The organism is Saccharopolyspora hordei (genome assembly GCF_013410345.1).
GTDB lineage: Bacteria > Actinomycetota > Actinomycetes > Mycobacteriales > Pseudonocardiaceae > Saccharopolyspora > Saccharopolyspora hordei.
In genome coordinates this window covers 3366013-3385269 of record NZ_JACCFJ010000001.1, presented here as the reverse complement: position 1 = coordinate 3385269, position 19257 = coordinate 3366013, and the positions used below count along the sequence as shown (strand labels likewise).

The 19257-nt window shown below is 72.5% G+C and carries 18 protein-coding genes; 8 read left to right on the top strand and 10 right to left on the bottom strand.

Annotated features, from left to right (window positions below):
- Positions 1–38 precede the first annotated feature (38 nt).
- Positions 39–239 (bottom strand): hypothetical protein, encoded by a 201-nt coding sequence (locus HNR68_RS27650; protein ID WP_179721653.1) that lies wholly within the window; start codon positions 237–239, stop codon positions 39–41.
- Positions 240–249: 10 nt separating this feature from the next.
- A complete protein-coding gene (locus tag HNR68_RS15515; protein ID WP_179721651.1) occupies positions 250–1005 on the bottom strand; it encodes an IclR family transcriptional regulator domain-containing protein in 756 nt (251 codons plus the stop codon).
- A 106-nt stretch (positions 1006–1111) separates the two neighbouring features.
- Between HNR68_RS15515 and HNR68_RS15510 the strand changes: the two genes are divergently transcribed.
- From HNR68_RS15510 to HNR68_RS15485, 6 genes are all read left to right on the top strand, one after another.
- Positions 1112–2275: a pyridoxal-phosphate-dependent aminotransferase family protein gene (locus HNR68_RS15510; protein ID WP_179721649.1), complete on the top strand. Its 1164-nt coding sequence runs from the start codon at positions 1112–1114 to the stop codon at positions 2273–2275.
- Between the two features lie 26 nt (positions 2276–2301).
- The gene (locus HNR68_RS15505) at positions 2302–5220 is read left to right on the top strand and encodes an FAD-binding and (Fe-S)-binding domain-containing protein (protein ID WP_179721647.1); all 2919 of its coding nucleotides are present in this window, start codon (positions 2302–2304) and stop codon (positions 5218–5220) included.
- Between the two features lie 190 nt (positions 5221–5410).
- The gene (locus HNR68_RS15500; protein WP_179721645.1) at positions 5411–6709 is read left to right on the top strand and encodes an SLC13 family permease; all 1299 of its coding nucleotides are present in this window, start codon (positions 5411–5413) and stop codon (positions 6707–6709) included.
- 223 nt (positions 6710–6932) lie between these two features.
- Positions 6933–7130, top strand: coding sequence for a hypothetical protein (locus HNR68_RS15495; protein WP_179721643.1), 198 nt, complete (start codon positions 6933–6935; stop codon positions 7128–7130).
- 210 nt (positions 7131–7340) lie between these two features.
- Positions 7341–9620: a molybdopterin cofactor-binding domain-containing protein gene (locus tag HNR68_RS15490; RefSeq protein WP_246330459.1), complete on the top strand. Its 2280-nt coding sequence runs from the start codon at positions 7341–7343 to the stop codon at positions 9618–9620.
- Between the two features lie 97 nt (positions 9621–9717).
- Positions 9718–10194, top strand: coding sequence for a (2Fe-2S)-binding protein (locus HNR68_RS15485; protein ID WP_179721639.1), 477 nt, complete (start codon positions 9718–9720; stop codon positions 10192–10194).
- Positions 10195–10276: 82 nt separating this feature from the next.
- Here the strand turns inward: HNR68_RS15485 and wrbA are convergent, their stop codons facing one another.
- The 3 genes from wrbA to HNR68_RS15470 all read right to left on the bottom strand — a co-directional run bounded on the left by wrbA (position 10277) and on the right by HNR68_RS15470 (position 12448).
- Entirely contained in the window at positions 10277–10888 is a 612-nt protein-coding gene (wrbA, locus tag HNR68_RS15480; RefSeq protein ID WP_179721637.1) for an NAD(P)H:quinone oxidoreductase, read from the bottom strand.
- A 140-nt stretch (positions 10889–11028) separates the two neighbouring features.
- Entirely contained in the window at positions 11029–11976 is a 948-nt protein-coding gene (locus HNR68_RS15475; protein WP_179721635.1) for a hypothetical protein, read from the bottom strand.
- A 247-nt stretch (positions 11977–12223) separates the two neighbouring features.
- Entirely contained in the window at positions 12224–12448 is a 225-nt protein-coding gene (locus tag HNR68_RS15470; RefSeq protein ID WP_179721633.1) for a hypothetical protein, read from the bottom strand.
- Between the two features lie 500 nt (positions 12449–12948).
- On the opposite strand from HNR68_RS15470, the gene HNR68_RS15465 reads away from it, so the two are divergent.
- Positions 12949–13806, top strand: coding sequence for a TIGR03619 family F420-dependent LLM class oxidoreductase (locus HNR68_RS15465; protein WP_179721631.1), 858 nt, complete (start codon positions 12949–12951; stop codon positions 13804–13806).
- A 74-nt stretch (positions 13807–13880) separates the two neighbouring features.
- Here HNR68_RS15465 and purU read toward each other — a convergent pair whose 3' ends face one another.
- On the bottom strand, positions 13881–14729 hold the full coding sequence (gene purU, locus HNR68_RS15460) for a formyltetrahydrofolate deformylase (protein WP_179721629.1): 849 nt from the start codon (positions 14727–14729) through the stop codon (positions 13881–13883).
- A gap of 10 nt (positions 14730–14739) precedes the next feature.
- Positions 14740–16113 carry an L-serine ammonia-lyase gene (locus HNR68_RS15455; protein ID WP_179721627.1) on the bottom strand — a complete coding sequence of 458 codons (1374 nt, stop codon included), beginning with the start codon at positions 16111–16113 and terminating at the stop codon, positions 14740–14742.
- A gap of 98 nt (positions 16114–16211) precedes the next feature.
- Between HNR68_RS15455 and HNR68_RS15450 the strand changes: the two genes are divergently transcribed.
- Complete coding sequence (locus tag HNR68_RS15450) at positions 16212–16886, top strand: GntR family transcriptional regulator (protein WP_179725083.1); 675 nt, start codon at positions 16212–16214, stop codon at positions 16884–16886.
- Between the two features lie 13 nt (positions 16887–16899).
- Here HNR68_RS15450 and folP read toward each other — a convergent pair whose 3' ends face one another.
- From folP to HNR68_RS15435, 3 genes are read right to left on the bottom strand one after another with little or no spacing between them, the layout of a single operon-like run.
- Positions 16900–17751 (bottom strand): dihydropteroate synthase, encoded by an 852-nt coding sequence (gene folP / locus HNR68_RS15445; RefSeq protein WP_246330458.1) that lies wholly within the window; start codon positions 17749–17751, stop codon positions 16900–16902.
- Complete coding sequence (locus HNR68_RS15440) at positions 17748–18620, bottom strand: bifunctional 5,10-methylenetetrahydrofolate dehydrogenase/5,10-methenyltetrahydrofolate cyclohydrolase (protein WP_179721625.1); 873 nt, start codon at positions 18618–18620, stop codon at positions 17748–17750. The genes folP and HNR68_RS15440 overlap by 4 nt, the downstream gene beginning before the upstream one ends.
- Positions 18617–19231: a cyclodeaminase/cyclohydrolase family protein gene (locus tag HNR68_RS15435; protein ID WP_179721623.1), complete on the bottom strand. Its 615-nt coding sequence runs from the start codon at positions 19229–19231 to the stop codon at positions 18617–18619. Before HNR68_RS15435 ends, HNR68_RS15440 begins: the two co-directional genes overlap by 4 nt.
- Positions 19232–19257 lie beyond the last annotated feature (26 nt).

Genomic DNA, 19257 nt, shown 5'->3' with positions numbered 1-19257 from the left:
GTCGAGGCCACAGTGGACGATCGATGTCCACTGTGGCCTCAGCGTGCCTCGGAGGGGCGCCGCGCGAACGGAGCACGCCACGTTGACGACCACGTGGTCGCCGACCACACCCGTGCCGGGTACCCGTCGAGCTCGAGGTCGTCCACCGCACCCTCGACCGGCGTGTTCCCGCCCTCGCGCTGGCCACCGACCTGGACCGGCGCGAGTTCGAGCACGACGGCCCGGTCCACGGCGTCCACGAGCTGCCCATCACATGGTGACCGCGCCCTCACCGAGGCGGGACGCGAGGAGCTCCGCCGCTTCCCCGACCGCGTGGCCGAACACCGCTTCGGCCTCCTCGGTCAGCCGGCTCATCGGGATGTTGACGCTGAGGCTGGCCACCGGCCGGTCAGGACCGACCACCACCGCCGCCGCGACCGAGCCGACGTCGGCGCGCCACTCGCCGTGGTTGACGGCGTACCCGCGCTCCCGGACCCGGTCCAGCTCGGCGAGCAGCTGGTCCGGGTCGGTGATCGTGCTGTCGGTGTAGCGCGGGAGCTCGTCCGCCAGGAGGCGCTTGACCACCTCGGCGCCGCTGTGCGCGAGGACCGCCTTGCCGTTGGCCGAGGCGTGCAGGGGCAGCGCGTGCCCCAGCGACATGCTGATGCGCACCGGCTTGGCGGTCTCCAGCCGTTCGATCAGCACGACCCGGTCCTCCTCCGGCACGGTGAGGTGGATCGTCTCCTCCGTGCGGCGCCGCAGGTCCTCCATGATCGGCCGCGCCGCGTCGCGCAGCCCGAGGTCGCCGCTGGCGCGGCCGCCGATGGCCAGCGCCTTGGTGGTCAGCGCCCACCGCTTGACCTCGCCCGCGGCGGGGCGGATCCAGCCGGCCTCGTCGAGCGTGCGCAGCGTGCGCTGCACCGTGCTCTTCGGCATGCCCAGCACGCGGGCCAGTTCCCCGACCCCGATGGGCTGCCGCGCGGCGACCTCTTCGAGGACGCGCAGCGCGTTCAGGACGTTGCGCACGGTCTTGACTCCCCCCTTCCGGCTGCCTAACCTCTCCGCGCTTCGAATCGGCACAGCGTACCACCTCACGGCACAGCTCTCGCGACGCAGAAGGGCTCGGTGTGCGATGACCGCCAGCAGCGGACGGCACTTCCTGCAGATCCCCGGACCCACCAACGTCCCCGACCGGGTCCTGCGCGCCCTCGCGCAACCCACCATCGACCACCGCGGACCGGAGTTCGCCGACCTCGCGCTCGACGTGCTCCGCCGGATCAAGCCGGTGTTCGGCACCAGCGGCCCCGTCGTCATCTACCCGTCGTCGGGCACCGGGGCCTGGGAAGCCGCGCTGGTCAACACGCTCTCCCCCGGCGACCGCGTGCTCGCCTTCGAGACCGGGCACTTCGCCACCCTGTGGCGCGACATGGCCGAATCGCTCGGGCTCGTCGTCGACTTCGTGCCGGGCGACTGGCGGCACGGCGTCGACCCGGCGGTCGTGGCCGAACGGCTGGCCGCCGACGAGCAGCACGGCATCGCCGCCGTGATGGTCGTGCACAACGAGACCTCCACCGGGGTCACCAGCCGCGTGCCGGAGATCCGCGCCGCCATCGACGACGCGGGACACCCCGCGCTGCTGCTGGTCGACACGATCTCCTCGCTGGGGTCCATCGACTACCGGCACGACGAGTGGGGCGTGGACGTCACGGTCAGCTGTTCGCAGAAGGGGCTGATGCTGCCGCCCGGGCTGGGTTTCAACGCGATCAGCGCCAAGGCGCTCGCCGCCGCCGAGCGGGCGCGGCTGCCGCGGTCGTACTGGAACTGGGCGCCCCACCTCGAGGCGAACGAGAGCGGCTCCTTCCCGTACACCCCGCCCACCAACCTGCTCTTCGGGCTGCGGGAAGCACTGGCGCTGCTCGAAACCGAGGGCTTGCCGCAGGTCTTCGCCCGGCACGACCGGCACGCGGCGGCGACCCGGGCCGCGGTGCGGGGCTGGGGGCTGGAGGTGGTGTGCGCCGACGAGCGGGAGCACTCCAGCTCGCTGACCGCCGTGCTGCTGCCCGAGGGGCACGACGCGGACGCGGTCCGCAAGACGATCCTGGACCGCTTCGACATGTCGCTGGGCGCCGGACTGGGCAAGCTCGCCGGCCGGGTGTTCCGCATCGGGCACCTCGGCGACCTCAACGACCTCACCCTGGCGGGCACCCTGGCCGGTGTCCACATGGGACTCGAGCTGGCCGGGGTGCCGGTGGACCCCGCCGGGCTCCCCGCCGCGCTCGAGGTGCTGCGCGGCTGACCCGGAACCGCTGGGAAGGAGCAGAGATGACCGCCACGACGAACGCCTCGTCCCAGACCCTCGGTTCCCGCCTGGAGCACGCGCTACGCAGCAGGCTGGACGGTGAGGTCGCCTTCGACGACTACACCCGCCACCTCTTCTCCCGCGACGCCAGCATGTACTCGATCACCCCGCTCGGCGTCGCGTTCCCCCGCCACGAGGACGACGTCGCCGCCGCGGTGGAGGTCGCCGCCGGGCTCGGCGTGCCCATCGTGCCCCGCGGCGCGGGGACGAGCCTGGTCGGCCAGACGGTCGGCCCCGGTCTGGTGCTCGACATGTCCCGGCACATGAACCGGGTCCTGGAGATCGACCCGGTCGCGCGGACCGCGCTGGTCGAGGTCGGTGTGGTGCAGGACCAGCTCAACCGGGCCGCCGCCGAGCACGGCCTGATGTTCGGTCCGGACACCTCCACCAGCAACCGGGCCACCATCGGCGGGATGGTCGGCAACAACTCCGCGGGCAGCGGATCGTTGACCTACGGCATGACGATCGACCACGTGCGCGCGCTGGACGTGGTGCTCGCCGACGGCTCGCGCACCCGGTTCGAGCCGGTGGACGAGCCGGAACGCCGCCGGCGGGCCGAAGCCGACACGCTCGAGGGCCGGATCTACCGCGCGCTGCCGGAGCTGGTGGAGGCCAACGCCGGGGTCATCGCGGCGAAGATGCCGGCGTTCTGGCGCCGTGCCTGCGGGTACCGGCTGGACCGGCTGGCGCGCTCGCGCGACGGGGAGCCGTTCGACCTGGCGAAGTTCGTGGTAGGCGCGGAAGGCACGCTGGTCATCGCCACCCGCGCGCTGGTGGACCTGGTGCCCAAGCCCGCCCGCACGGTCTACGCGGTCGGCCACTTCACCGACACCCCGAGCGCCATCGCGGCCACCACGGACGCGCTGGCGTGCGACCCGCACCAGGTCGAGCTGATGGACCGCACGATCCTGGAGCTGTCCCGGCAGAAGCACGAGTTCGCCGACCTCGGCACCGTGCTCGTCGGCGACCCCGGCGCGCTGCTGTTCGTCTCCTTCGCCGGGGACGACGAAGCGGAGCTCATCGCCAAGCTGGACCAGCTCGACGAGGCCTGGAAGCGCAACGGCCACGGCTACCACACGCTCCGCGCGGTCACCCCGGCCGAGCAGGGCGCGCTGCTGAAGGTGCGCAAGTCCAGCCTGGGCCTGCTCATGGCCGCCGGCAGCGGGACTCGCCGCCCGCTGGCCTTCGTCGAGGACACCGCCGTGGACCCGGTCCACCTGGCCGAGTACACCACGCGGTTCAAGCAGATCCTGGACGAGCACGGGATGGAGGCCGGGTTCTACGGGCACTGCTCGGTGGGCTGCCTGCACATCCGGCCGTTCGTCGACCTCACCGACCCCGCCGAGGTCGCCCGGATGCGGTCCGTCGCGGAGGCGGTCAAGGACCTCGTCGCCGAGTACGGCGGGGTGAACTCCAGCGAGCACGGCGACGGCCTCGCCCGCAGCGAGTTCAACCGGGAGGTCTTCGGCGACCAGCTCTACGAGGCCATGCGCGAGGTCAAGCGGATCTTCGACCCGGCGGGCGTGATGAACCCCGGCAAGATCGTCGACGCGCCGTCGATGACCGAGAACCTGCGCGACCGCGACGCGCTCCCGCCCGCGCCGCCGCTGCGGACGTCCCTGGACTTCGAGGTGGTGGGCGGCATGCGCGGCGCCGCGGACCGCTGCATGAACATCGGCGCCTGCCGCAAGGCGGGCCCCGGCGTGATGTGCCCGTCCTACATCGCGACGAAGAACGAGGAGGACTCCACCCGGGGGCGGGCCAACGCACTGGTCAAGGCACTGTCCGAACCGGACCCGCACACCGCGCTCGGTGACGAGCGCCTGCACGAGGTCCTCGACCTCTGCCTGATGTGCAAGGCGTGCAAGAGCGAGTGCCCGATGAGCGTGGACATGGCGTCGCTCAAGGCCGAGGCGCTCGCGCACCACCACGCCGTCCACGGAACCCCGTTGCGCTCCCGGGTGTTCTCCGCGATCCGCGCGCTCAACCGGCTCGGCTCGGCCACCGCGCCGCTGTCGAACCTGCCGGGCCGGATCGGCCCCCTGCGCCGGCTCGCCGAACGCACCCTCGGCATCACCGCGGCCCGGCCGCTGCCGCAGTTCCAGCGGCTCAACCTGCTCCGCTGGTTCCGGCGCCGGACGCCCGCGGCGAGCGGGGAGCTCGGCGCGGTCACCTGGCTCGCCGATTCCTTCACCACGTTCACCGAACCGCACATCGGCCGCGCGGGCATCGAGCTGCTGGAACGGGCCGGGTGGCGGGTCGACCTCGCGGGCGGTGGGTGCTGCGGCCGGTCGAGCATGTCCAAGGGGATGCTCGACGACGCCAAGCACAAGGCCGCGGCACTGGTCACCTCGCTGCACCGGGACACCGCACCGGGTTCGCCCATCGTGGGCTGCGAACCGTCGTGCGTGCTGATGCTCCGCGACGAGCACGCCGCGCTGCTGCCCGACCTGCCGTCGGTGGCCGAGCGCGTCAGGCAGGTCGAGGAGCTGCTCGTCGAGGCGATCGACAGCGGCCGGCTGGTGCTGCGGGCGGATTCCTGGCTGGCGGGCCGGCGCATCGTCTTCCACGGGCACTGCCACCAGAAGGCCGAGGTCGGCACCGCCGCCACGATGGCCCTGCTGCGCCGGGTCCCGGGCGCGGAGGTCACGGAGATCGACGCGGGCTGCTGCGGGATGGCGGGTTCCTTCGGTTTCGAGTCCGAGCACTACGAGACGTCCATGACCGTCGGCGGGGACCGGTTGTTCCCGGCGCTGGCGGCCGACCCCGACGCGGTCGTGGCCGCGACCGGGGTGTCGTGCCGGCAGCAGATCTTCCACGGCGCGGGCCGCACCGCCTGGCACCCGCTGGAGCTGGTGCGCGAGGCGCTGGCCGAGCGCTGACCCGGACACCGGACACACCGAGGAGGTGGTGCCCCGCAGGTCCGACGACACCTCGAGCGGGCCAGGCCACCCGCGAGCGAAGCGGTCGACGTGCGCGGCGGGCGGTGCGGCGCGGGAACCCGTGCCGCACCGGCGAGAACTCACACATCCACCACCCCCTGCGAGCCACTGTCAGCCTCGAGGAGTGTCGATGTCCACACAGGTAGTCTCGATCATCGGCTTGGTGCTGATCTTCGCCCTGGCCACCCTGCGCTCGGTGAACATGGGAGCGGTCGCGTTCCTGGGCGCCTTCCTGCTCGGCACGTTCGTGTTCGGCCAGTCCGAGGACGACCTGTTCGCCGGGTTCCCCGGCGACCTGTTCGTCACGCTGGTCGGCGTGACCCTGCTGTTCGCCATCGCCAAGGCCAACGGCACGGTCGACTGGCTCATCCACAGCGGTGTGCGGGCCGTGGGCGGGCGGATCGCCCTCATCCCGTGGGTGATGTTCGTGATCACCGGCCTGCTGACGATGGTCGGCGCGGTGGTCCCCGGCGCGGTGGCCATGATGGCCCCGGTCGGGCTGAACTTCGCCGCCCGCTACCGGATCAGCCCGCTGCTCATGGGACTGCTCATCATCAACGGCGCGAGCGCGGGCGGCTTCTCCCCGATCAGCATCTTCGGCAGCATCACCAACGGCGTCGTGGCGCGCAGCGGGCTGCCGGGCGACCCGGTGCTGCTGTGGATCAGCTCGCTGCTGTTCAACGCGCTGCTCAGCGTCGGGGTGTTCTTCCTGTTCGGCGGCAAGCGACTGCTGGGCCGCCGGGTCAGCACCGGGGGCGAGGAGCCGGACGAGCCGTCGGGCGCGACGGGCACGGCGGGCACGGCGGCGGCGACCCGGACCACCGCGACCACGCTGGACGCGCAGCGGGTCACCACGCTGGTCGGGCTGCTGGTGCTGGCGGTCGGCGCGCTGGCGCTGGAGTTCGACGTGGGGCTGCTGTCGTTGAGCATCGCCACCGTGATCATCCTGCTGTGGCCCGGGATCACCAAGCGGTGCGTGGCCGAGGTCGCCTGGCCGACGGTGCTGCTGGTCTGCGGCGTGGTCACCTACGTGAGCCTGATGGAGGCCGTGGGCACCATCGACTTCCTCGGCAACAGCGTCGTCGGCATCGGCGTCCCGCTGCTGGCCGCGTTCGTCATCTGCCTCATCGGCGGTGGGGTGTCGGCGTTCGCCTCGACCACCGGCATCCTGGGCGCGCTGATCCCGCTCGCGGTGCCGTTCCTGCAGACCGGGCAGGTCGGCGCGGTGGGCCTGATCATCGCCCTGGCGATCTCCTCGTCGGTGGTGGACTCCTCACCGTTCTCCACCAGCGGCGCGCTGGTCGTCGCGAACACCCCCGAGGCCGAGCGCGACGCCACGTTCAAGGGCCTCATGGCGTGGGGCATGAGCATGATCGTGGTGGCCCCGGTGCTCACCTGCGCGATCTTCGTCCTGCCCGGCTGGCTCTGATCGGACGACCGCTGCCGTGTGTTCTTCACCAGATTCATCCGATCTGCTGACAGCTGGTGTCGTGACCCCACGTCCTGCCTGGTCACGGGCCGTTCACAGCGGGTGATCGGGAGTCCTCCGGGGCCGCTGTGATGACGTCGTGACGGGGCGGTGACGGCCGTTTGGCGTACTCACGGCAGTGGCGCGAGCCGCTGACGGAAAGAACGCGAACTTAGGGGGAACCATGTACGAACACGAGTCGGCTGAGCTGCTGCCGGAGCGCAAGGCCCTCGGCGGCGGTTGGTGGAACGGCTTCGGTGACGTCGACCAGAGCCTCGACCTCGACCAGGACGTCGACGTGGACGTCGACAACAGCTCCTGCTTCGGTGACGTCGACGTGACCGCGTTCAACAACGCCAACATCGACCAGAGCGCGCGCTGACCCGCTCGACGACCGGGCCGCCCACCGCTGCTGCGCGCGGTGGGCGGCCCCTTCTTCGCGCCGGGGCGCGGAGCGCCGGTGTACAAGATCTGAACAGTTAGCGGCGAGATGTTCGGCCAGGCTCGGCTCGCGTGAGATCCATCGGGTGACGCGACGGGAGACGCCATGTCACAGCCAACGGCCGAACACCACCGCGGGTCAGCGGGAGGCATGGGCCGGCGGAAGTTCCTCGGCTACCTGATCGGCGGTACCGGGCTGGTCGCCGCCGCCAACGCGGGCCTGCTCGGTTCACCGACGCAGGCCTCCGCCGTCACCGCACCGGTACCGGCGGACCTCCTCGACCTCAACGACGTGCTGACCACGGCCGCGCAACCCACGTCCCAGCTGATCAAGGTCGAGGTGCACGAGGACGGCACGGCGTCGTTCGAGCTGCCCCGCGCCGAGGTGGGCCAGGGCATCACCACCTCCATCGCGATGATCATCGCCGAAGAGCTCGACCTGCCGCTGGAGAAGGTGCGCGTCACGCTCGCGCCCGCCCGGCCGGAGCTGCTGTTCAACCAGCTCACCGGTGGTTCGAACACCATCTTCGCGATGTACACCCCGGTCCGGGTGGCCGCCGCGCTGGCCAAGCAGGCGCTGCTGGAGGCCGCCGCCGTGCTGCTCGGCGACACCGTGGCCAACCTGACGACCAAGGCCGGTGAGATCATCGGCAGCACCGGGCGGGTCTCCTACGGGGAGCTCGTGCCGAGGGCCGCGGTGCCGAAGACCACCCCGCGCGAGGTGGAGCTCAAGCCGGCCTCGGAGTTCCGCGTGGTCGGCACCCCGCAGAACCGCAAGGACGCCCTGGCCGCGGTCACCGGGCAGAAGCAGTTCGCGATGGACCTGCACGTCGAGGGCGCGCTGCCGGCCATGATCTGCCGCCCGCCGACGATCGGCGGCAGCCCGGAGGCCGTGCTCAACGCCGCCGAGGTCAAGGCGATGAACGGCGTCACGCACGTGGAGGTGGTGCCGAGCGGGGTCGCCGTCCGGGCGCACACCTTCGGCCAGTGCATCGACGCCATCCGCGCGCTGCGGGTGAAGTGGAAGCCCGGCACCGCCGAGGGCGCCTCCGACGACTCCATCCGCGCGGAGATCAAGTCCGCCGAACTGCCGATGGCGGTGCCCCACGTGCCGCCGCTGGCCGAGACGATGGACTTCGACTTCACCTTCTACTTCCGCAGCGGTTCACCGCTGGAGCCGAACTGCGCCGTGGCCGACGTGCGCGAGGACAGCGCCACGATCTGGGCGTCGGCGAAGTCCCCGATCGCGGCCAAGCAGGAGATCGCCAGGGTGCTGGGCCTGCCGAGCGGCAAGGTCACGTTCAACGTCGTCGAGGGCGGCGGTTCCTTCGGCCGCAAGCTGTTCTTCGACGGCGCGCTGGAGGCGGCGCTGGTGTCGAAGGCGTGCGGGGCGCCGGTCCGGTTGATGTGGCACCGCGCGGACGAACCGCGGCACGGGCGGTCGCACCCGATGGTCACCGCCCGGGTCCGCGTCGCGCACCTCGGCGACCAGGTGCTCAGCTTCGAGCACCGGCACACCGGGGTGGCCGTCGACTTCACCCACGGCCTCGGCGAAGCCATCACCGCCGCCGCCGGCAAGCTGCCCATCGCAGGCAACCTCAGCCTGGCGGAGACCATCTTCGAGACCACCCAGTTCATGCCGTACGACTTCGGCGTCATCACCCAGCTGCTCATGGAGACCGGCGAGCACGACCGGTTCCCGACCAGCGCGGTGCGCAACGTCTACTCCCCCGACGTCCGCACCGCCAACGAGCTGGTGGTCGACCAGCTCGCGAAGAAGCTCGGCAAGGACCCCTACGAGTTCCGGATGGCGTACCTGTGCAAGGAGCGCGTCAAGCGGGTCCTGCAGAAGGTCGCCGAGGCCGGCGAGTGGGGCAAGCGGATGCCCGCCGGCATGGCCCAGGGCATCGCGATCCACGAGGAGTACAAGGGCGCCTCGGCCTGCCTGGTGGAGATCGACTGCCGCCCGGAGACGGTGAACCGCAAGGTCCGCGACGCGGTGACCGGTCCGCTGGTCACCAAGGTCACCTTCGCGGTCGACGTCGGGCTGGCCATCAACCCCACGGGCGTGGAGGCGCAGATGCAGGGCGGCATCTGCGACGGCATCGCGCTGGCGCTGACCAACTCCAGCCACCTCGTCGACGGCCACTTCCTCGAGGCCAGCTGGGACAACTCGGCCTACACGCGGCAGTGGAACACCCCGCGCGAGATGCAGGTCTTCGTGCTGCCCAGCGACAACCCGCCCGGTGGTGCGGGCGAGGCCGGTGTCGCGTCCGCGTTCGCCGCGACGGCCTGCGCCTACGCCCGGGCGGTCGGGAGGGTGCCGCAGTACTTCCCGATCAACCACCACGACCCGCTGCACTTCGAGCCGAAGTCGTTCATCCCCCCGGTGCCGGCATCGCCGACCGACAGGCTGGAGCACACGTACTGAGCGGGTCGCGCCCCGGCGCGCGGTCGCCCCACGGCACCGGCGCCGCCGCACGACGCGATCCCGGCGAACGGTTCCCGAATCCTGGAGGTCCCAGCTGATGCCCACCCACACCTTCAAGGTCAACGGCGAGACGGTGACGGTCGAAGCCGACGACAACGAGCGCCTGCTCTGGGTGCTGCGCGACCTGCTCGGCATCCGCGGCCCGAAGTACGGCTGCGGCATCAACGTCTGCAAGGCGTGCACGTCGCACATCAACGGCCGGGCGTTCAACCCCTGCGCAGTCCCCGTCGGGGCCCTCTCCCCCGACGACGAGGTGACCACGATCGAAGGCCTGCCCAAGACGGTCGGCAAGGACCTGCACCCGATGCAGGAGGCCTGGCTCGAGCACGACGTCGCGCAGTGCGGCTACTGCCAGCCGGGGCAGATCATGGCGGCGGTGGCCAAGGTGAACCAGGCCCGCCGCGAGGGCCGCGAGATCGACGACGCCCTGCTGGACGAGATCCGCAACGTGTGCCGGTGCGGCACCTACTACCGCATCCGCCAGGCGATCAAGGCGGGCGCCGAGAAGATGTGAACCTCCGGCGCGGCCTTCCCCGTCCGACGAGGGGCCGGACGGGGAAGGCCGCGTCCGCTGCGTGCGCTCCGGGCGTGGTCGGTCAGGCGCGGCCGTTGGTCAGCGCCTGCGCCACGGTCACCACCCGGCGGGCCTGGACGGCCGCCGCCGCGCGGGTGGTGTCGTCGACCTTGTTCGCGCCCTGGGCGTCGACGTGGCTGGTGCCGTACGGGTTGCCGTCGGCGAACTTCGCGCCGTCGGTGTAGCCCGGCGCCACCACGATGCCGCCGAAGTGGTGGAAGGTGTTGTACAGCGCCAGCAGCGTCGACTCCTGGCCGCCGTGCGCGGTCGAGGTCGAGGTGAAGCCGCTGTAGACCTTGTCCGCCAGCAGTCCCTGCGCCCACTCCCCGCCCAGCGTGTCGAGGAACTGCTTGAGCTGGGAGGCGATGTTGCCGAACCGGGTGGGCGAGCCGAACAGCACCGCGTCCGCCCAGAGCACGTCGTCGGCGGTGGCCTCCGGGATCGAGCGGGTGGCGTCGGCGTTGGCCCGCCACGCCGGGTTGCTGTCGATCGCCGACTCCGGTGCCAGCTCGGCGACGCGCCGCAGCCGGACCTCGGCGCCCGCCGCCTCGGCCTCCGCGGCGAGGGTACTGGCGATCTCGGCGACGGTGCCGGTCGACGAGTAGTAGATGATGCTGACCTTGACGCTGCCCACGGCGACTGCTCCTGTGTCACGGGGACGGGCGCGGTGCGCCCATATCTCTTACACAAAAGAGATTATCCCGAAGACCTCTTCCAAGCAAGGATTGTGGGGCGGAGAACGCGGGGCGCCCGGAAGGCGCCCTCGCACCCTGCTCAGCTCCGCTTCTGCTCGGCGAGTTGCCGGAGCCTGGTGAAGGCCTCGGACCTGGCCGGCTCGGCGGGCGGCACCAGCGGCTCGGCCTCCTCCAGCACCTGCGCGCTGCCCAGGAGCGCGAGGCGGTCGTGGTCGATCCGCTGGTACGGCTGCACCAGCCGCACGCTCGCGGGGCGTCCCGGTTCGTGGGCCTCCACGAACACCGCGCCCTCCCGGTCCTCGTCGTCGAGGCGGTCGCCGCCCCAGACCAACGCGACGCAGCGGCACGTCGGGGCAACCGAGGCGAGCTGCCGGCGTCCGAGCTCCAGCCCCTCGCCGATCGTGCGCTCGTCCTCCTCGTCCAGGACCCGCCACAGGTCGGCGGCACCGTCCTCGCGCAGCACCGCGGCGACCGGGCTGAGGACCGCCGCCCCCGGTTCCAGCTCGGACAACCCGAACCCGATCGCGTCCAGGGCGAACGCCGTGGCGTCCGGGCCGAGGTGGGGGTACTCGCGCGGCTGCCGGTCCGGCGACACCAGCGGTGGCACCTCGTCGTCGACCAGCATCGGGTCGCCGATGGGGTCCACGCGGCCGTCGCGCCGCTCGTAGCGCTGGCACAGGTGCACCCCTGCCGGGCGGCCGAGCTCGTAGGCCTCGACGAACACCGCTTCGGTCCGCCCGCCGTCGCCGGTGAACCAGCCGTCGTAGACCAGCGTCACGCAGTGGGCGTCCTCGTCGAGGTCGCGGAGCCGTTCGCGGCCGAGGGCCACGCACTGCTCCTGCGTCCACTCCCCGTCCTCGTCACCGACGAGCTTCCAGACCTGCCTCCCGCCGTCCGGACCGAGGAGGGTGGCGAACGGGACGAAACCGCTCTCCAGCTCGGCGTGCTCCACGCCGAGGTCGACGGTCTCGAAGACGAACGCGGTGGAGCTGCCGTCGAGGTTGTCCAGCGTCGGGCACGGGTTCATGCGGCCACCTCCGGCTCCCGCGCGCGCGAGCGGCTCCGCATCCGGCTGCGGGTCTCGTTGATCAACACGGCGGTCACGCTACCAACACACGACCGTCCCCGGTCCACACGGCGGCAGGACCCCGCCGCTGATCAAGCTCGCGCACGGTCACCGTCGGCCACGACACGAACGGCGACCACAGTGGACGCACGCCCTGGCCGTCCACCGCGCGCAGCCGCGGTGGACGGCCAGGAGCGCTTCACACGCCTTACCAGCCGGAGTGCTGGTCGATGCTGGCGTTGTTGAACGCGGTCACGTTCACGTCACCGGCGAACGAGCCGTTCCAGACGTCGACGTCGACGTCCTGCCAGACGTCCAGGTTCTGGTCGAAGCCGCCGAAGCCGCCCCACCAGCCGCCGCCGAAGCCGTCCCACCAGCCACCGCCGAGGGCCGTGCGCTCCGGCAGCAGTTCAGCCGACTCGTGTTCGAACATGCTTCCCCCTAGTTCGCTTCCGTACCAACAGCGGCTCTGGCCGCTGGTGGCGAGTACGGCACACCGCCGTCACCACGCCGTCACAGTCCCGTCACAGCGGCCGAAGAGCACCCGCCGAGCTGACCGGGGTCACGCTCCGTGGGCGAATTCCCACCAGCGAGAACGCGGGTCCGAGTGATCGCCCATCGACGAATCGGATGAATCGCCAGGCCACACCCACACGCTCCGCCACCACCCCCTCCCCCGGGGACACGAGAGCGCCCGACACGGTCGAACGCCGGTTCTCGGCAGGATCGGCTGGCCGGCCTACCCGAGCGAGGGGTACCAGGTCCTGGAACGTCGGGCACCCGCCGTCCTCCCCGGAGGAGGAGTCCGTTCGAACACCCGCCGAGCGCCCCGACGAGGGGCGCGCGGTCGCGGGTCGCCGTCCGGCCGTTCCGCGCGAGAGGTGGAACATGTTCTAATCAGGGCGGTGCAGTCGCAAGATCGGAGGCAGGTCGGTGCGTCACGGCGTCGTGCTGTTCACCAGTGACCGCGGCATCTCACCCGCCCAGGCCGCGCAGGCCGCGGAAGCGGCGGGGTTCGACTCGTTCGCCGTCCCCGAGCACACCCACATCCCGGTGCGGCGCGAAGCCGCCCACCCCGGCACGGGCACCGCGGAACTGCCCGACGACAGGTACCGGCGCACGCTCGACCCGTGGGTCGCGCTGGCGACCGCGGCCTCGGTGACGCAGCGGATCACGCTGTCCACCGCCGTCGCCCTGCCCACCGAGCACGACCCGATCACGCTGGCGAAGACAATCGCCACGCTCGACCACCTGTCGGGCGGCCGCGTCAGGGTGGGCGTGGGCTTCGGGTGGAACACCGACGAGCTGGCCGACCACGGCATCCCGGGCGGGCGGCGCAGGACCGCGCTGCGCGAGCACCTCGAGGCCGCGCGGGCGCTGTGGACGCAGGAGGAGGCGAGCTACGAGGGCGAACTCGTCCGCTTCGGCCCCAGCTGGGCGTGGCCGAAACCGGTGCGCGACGGGCACGTCCCGGTGCTGCTCGGCGCCGGCGGCACGGAGCGCAACCTCGCGTGGGTCGTGCAGCACGCCGACGGCTGGATCACCACGCCCGGCGAACGCGGCGTCGACGACCGCGTGCGGCGCCTGCGCGAGCTCTGGCGGGGAGCCGGGCGCGAGGGTGACCCCGAGGTGGTGGCGCTGGCGGGGAAGCCGGACCCGGGCACGCTGGAGGCCTGGGCGGACAGCGGGGTGACCGAAGTCCTGTTCGGACTCCCCGACGCCCCCGCCGACGAGGTCACCGCCTACATCGCGCGCCTCGCGACCCGCGTCGGGCTCGGCGGCGCCGGCTGACCCGTCGCGGCGCGAGTCCTCTTCGGACAGTCGCGAGCGCTCGACTTCCCGGCCGGGACGGGTTCTCCCGACCGTCACGGGAAGACGACCGTGCTGTTGCCGTTGAGCAGCACGCGGTGCTCGCAGTGCCAGCGCACCGCGCGGGACAGCGCCAGCGCCTCGACGTCGCGCCCCACGGTCTGCAGCGCGCGGGGGTCGTGGGTGTGGTCGATGCGGATCACCTCCTGCTCGATGATCGGCCCCTCGTCGAGGTCCGAGGTGACGTAGTGCGCGGTCGCACCCACCAGCTTCACCCCGCGCTCGTAGGCCTGGTGGTAGGGCCTGGCGCCCTTGAAGCCCGGCAGGAACGAGTGGTGGATGTTGATCGCGCGGCCGTGGAGCGCCTTGCTGGTCTCGTCGGAGAGGATCTGCATGTACCGCGCGAGCACCACGAGGTCCACGTCGTACTCGTCGACCAGCTGCAGCAGCCGCGCCTCCGCCGCCTCCTTGGTGTCCGGCGTGACCGGGACGTGCATGAACGGCAGCCCGGCCGTCTCGGCCATCGGGCGCAGGTCCTCGTGGTTGGACACCACCGCGACCAGGTCGCCGCCGAGGCTGCCGGCCTGCCACCGGTAGATGAGGTCGTTGAGGCAGTGGCCGAGCTTGGAGACCATGACCAGGATGCGGGCGCCGGTGCCCGGGCTGAACTCGTAGGTCATCTGGAACTCGGTGGCCACCGGTTCGAACTCGCGCGACAGCTGCGCCACGTCGGTGCCCTCGGGCGCGGTGACCTGGGTGCGCATGAACAGCCGCCCGCGCACCTTGTCGTCGAACTGCTGGTGCTCGCCGATGTCACAGCCGCGGTCGTACAGGAAGCCGCTCACCGCCCGCACGATCCCGGTCCGGTTCGGGCAGCTCAGGGTCAGGGTGAAGGTGTCGCTCACGCCGGTCTCCTCAGCACTCGACGATGGTGAGAGCCAGCCCACCGCGGGCGGTCTCCTTGTACTTGTCCTGCATGTCCGCGCCGGTGTCGCGCATGGTCTTGATCGCTTCGTCCAGCGACACGCGGTGCGCCCCGTCACCGCACACGGCCATCCGCGCCGCGGTGATGGCCTTGACGGACGCGACGGCGTTGCGCTCGATGCAGGGGATCTGCACCGGCCCGCCGACCGGGTCGCAGGCCAGGCCCAGGTTGTGCTCGATGCCGATCTCCGCGGCGTTCTCCACCTGTTCCGGGGTGCCGCCCAGGAGCTCGGTCAGCGCCCCCGCGGCCATCGAGCAGGCCGACCCGACCTCGCCCTGGCACCCGACCTCGGCACCGGAGATGGACGCGTTCTCCTTGAACAGCGAGCCGATGGCCCCTGCGGTGAGCAGGAACCGCACCGCGTCGTCGTCGGTGAAGCCGGGCAGGAACTCCTGGGCGTAGTGCAGGACCGCAGGCACGATCCCGGCGGCACCGTTGGTCGGGGCGGTGACCACCCGGCCTCCCGCGGCGTTCTCCTCGTTGACCGCGAGGGCGAACAGCGTCACCCACTCCACCGCGTGCAGCGCGTCGGGCCCGCCGGTGTCGGCCTCCAGCCGCGCGCGGAGCGCGGCCGCGCGACGGCGGACCCCGAGCCCGCCGGGCAGCGTGCCCTCGGTGCGCGTGCCCCGCTCCACGCACTCGCGCATCACCGACCAGATGTGCAGCAGCCCGGCGCGGACCTCCTCCTCCCCGCGCCGGGAGAGCTCGTTGGCGAGCACGACGTCGCTGATCCGCAGCCCGGTCCTGCGGGTGTGGGCCAGCAGTTCGGCCCCGGTCCGGAACGGGTAGCGGACCGGGGTGTCGTCGTCGACGGGGACCGGTCGGCCCGCCTCGTCCTCGTCGAGCACGAACCCGCCGCCCACCGAGTAGTACGCGCGGCGGTCGAGCACGGCGCCGGTGCCGTCACGGGCCTCGAACACCATGCCGTTGCTGTGGAAGTCCAGCCGTCTGCGGCGGTGCAGGACCACGTCGTCGTCGACGGCGAACGCGATCTCGTGCTCGCCGCCCAGGCTGATCCGCCCTCCGTCGCGCACCGCCGCCACGACCGCGTCGGCGGCCGCAGGGTCGACCAGGTGCGGCTGCTCGCCGGCCAGGCCGAGCACCACCGCCTTGACGGTGCCGTGCCCGTGCCCGGTGGCACCGAGCGATCCGAACAGCTCGCACCGCACGCGCGCGGTGGCCTCGAGGGTCCCGGACCCGTGGAGCCGGGTGACGAACAGGTGCGCAGCCCGCATGGGACCGACCGTGTGCGAGCTCGACGGGCCGATCCCGACCTTGAACAGGTCGAACACCGAGATGGTCATCTGCGGCTCCCCTGACCTCGGGTTGGTGTGTCAGTTGCGTGCAACAGGTGTGGCCGAGGAGTGCCGGTGTGCTCCGCGCCGGATCCCAGCCCCCTAAGATGGGCAGCGTGTCCACAGCTCCACAGCAGCTCGATCCGCCGCCCGCGTCGCTGGCCGAGCGCGCCTACGCCGCGATCCAGGACCAGCTGATCATGCTGGACATCCCGCCGATGGCACCGATCGACGACGTGGCGCTGAGCGAGTCCCTGGGCATCGGCCGCACCCCGGTCCGCGAAGCCCTCAAGCGCCTCGAGGTCGACCGGCTGGTCATCTCCTACCCGCGCCGCGGCACGTTCGCGACCGGTGTGGACATCACCGACCTCGCCTACATCTCCGAGATCCGGACGCAGCTCGAGCCGCTGGCCGCCCGCCGCGCCGCCGAGCACGCGCCGAAGGTGATGCGCACCCAGCTCGCCGAGCTGGCCGACGCGCTCCAGGACGCCGACGTGCTGGCCCTGTCGCGCCACGAGCTGATGCGGTGGGACCTGCGGGTGCACCGCTCGATCTACCGCGCGGCGGGGAACCCCCACCTGGAAGACACGCTGGTGCGCTACGACAACCTGGCCACCCGCATCTTCTGCGTCTTCCTGGACCGGATCACGCACTTCGACCGGCACGTCGAGGAGCACCTCGGGCTGCTCCGGGCGGTCGCCGCGGGCGAGGCCCGCAAGGCCGAGAAGATCGCCCGCGACCACGTGACCGGGTTCGAGAAGGCGATCCGGGCGATCATCTGACCGCCCGGCCCGCTCAGCCCTCGGTGGCATCGAGCACCTTCACCGCGTCGACGGTGGCCGCGACGTCGTGCACCCGGAGCACCTTCGCGCCGCGCTGCGCCGCCAGGACGGCCGCGGTGACCGACGCCGCGGTGCGCTGCGCCACCGGCCGCCCGGTGATCTGCCCCAGCATCGCCTTGCGCGACAACCCCGCCATCACCGGCACGCCGAGCTCGGTGAACACCCGCAGCGACCGCAGCAGGGTGAGGTTGTGCTCCAGGGTCTTGCCGAAGCCGAAGCCCGGGTCGACCAGCACGTGGTCGCGCGGGATGCCCGCGCACGCGCAGCGCTCCACCCGCTCCCGCAGGAACGCGAGCACCTCGGCGAGCACGTCGACGTAGCGGGGGTCGTCCTGCATCACGTGCGGTGGCCGGAGCATGTGCGCCAGGCAGACCGGGACGCCGAGCTCGGCGACCGTCTCGACCGCACCCGGGTAGCGCAGCGCGCGCACGTCGTTGACCATCGCCGCGCCCGCCGCCACGGCCGCGGTCATCACCTCCGGGCGGGAGGTGTCCACGGACAGCGGGACGTCGGTGCGCCGCGCCAGTTCCACGACGACCGGCACGACCCGGTCGAGCTCCTCGGCGAGGCTCGGTGGCCGCGCGCCGGGACGCGTGGACTCCCCGCCGACGTCGACGACGTCGGCCCCCTCCTCGACCAGGCGGAGCCCGTGCCGGACGGCCGCGTCGCGGTCCGCGTGCGCACCGCCGTCGGAGAACGAGTCCGGCGTGACGTTGAGGACCCCGCACACGAGCGGCCGCGGACCGCGCAGCATCCGCACCAGGCGCCCGGTCGCCGGCTCCGCGGTGGCGTGCGGCCCGGTCATGTCGTGCACCGCCGCGCCGAGTCGACGGTGTGCCGGAGCAGCAGGGCCGTCGTCACCGGCCCGACACCACCGGGCACCGGGGTCAGCCCCGCCGCCCGACCGGTCACCGCGCCGGCGTCCACGTCACCGACCAGCCCGCCGTCGTCGGTGGGGTTGGTGCCGACGTCGACCACGACCGCGCCGGGGCCCACGTGCTCGGCGCCGACGAGCCCGGCCTCGCCCACGGCCACCACGAGCACCTCCGCCTGCCGCGTGTGCGCGGCCAGGTCGCGGGTCCAGCGGTGGCACACCGTCACCGTCGCGTCGCGGCGCAGCAGCAGCTGGGCCACCGGCCTGCCGACGACGTTGGACCGGCCCACCACCACGGCACGGCGCCCGGACAGCGGGACCTGGTGGTGGTCCAGCAGTTCCAGCACGGCGGCGGCGGTCGCCGGCGCGAACGCGGGCAGTCCGGCGCTGAGCCGCCCCAGCGACACCGGGTTGGCACCGTCCACGTCCTTCTCCGGGGAGAGGGCGGCGGCCAGCTCCTCGGCGCGGGCGGCACCGGGCAGCGGGGTCTGCAGCACGATCCCGTGGACCGACGGGTCCTCGCTCAGGGCCGCCAGCTCGTCGCGGATCCGGTCGGGCGCCGCGTGCGCGCCCAGGTCCACCACGTCGCACCGGATCCCCGTCCGCGACGCGGCGCGGGCGATCGAGCGCACGTACCAGGCGGTGGACTCGTCGTCGGTGGCGACCACGACCGCGAGGCGGGGCGGGACACCGGCGTCGGTGAGCTCCGCCGCGGTCGCGGTGACCTGGGCCCGGATCTCCTGGGCGAGCTCGACACCGCTGAGCACCGCCGTGGTCGCCGCGTCGGAGACGAGGGTCATCGCGCGATCACCTCCCGCACCGCCGCGGTGACCTCGTCGGCGCGGGCGGCGAGGTCGTCGACGCCGGCGATGGCCGCGGTCAGCTCCGCGCGCTCGGCGTCGTCGGTGATCCCGGTCAGGTTCACCTCGACGTTGACCCGCGCCGTGGTGGCCGCGGCACGTGCGGCGTCCGCTGCGGCGGCGACGTCGCTGAGCACGGTGCGGTTGCCGACCGGGAGCAGCTGCTCGGCCAGGGCGACGACCTCTCCGGCGACGGCCACCACCTCCGCGGGCACCCGGCCCGCCCCGACCAGCGCGGCGGCGATGGCCCGCGACCGCGCCGCCTTCTCCTCGTCGGTGGACCGGGGCAGGCGGTAGGCGTCGCTGACGGCGCCGAACGCGGCGGCGTCGTCCTCCGCCAGCGCGAGCGCGCGCTCGCGGAGCTCGTCCGCGGTGTCCCGCACCGCGGTGACGGTCGCGGCGTGCTCGGCGTCCTGCTCGCTGTACCGGGCGACCATCCCGGTCAGCGCGGCGGCCTGGGCGGCGTGCAGCGCGGCGCTCGCCCCGCCGCCCGGGGCGGGGAGCCGGGCTGCGAGGGAGCCCAGGAACGTCTCGAGGCTGTCCTTGCGCATGGCATCGGTCTTCCTGCTCGGCGGGC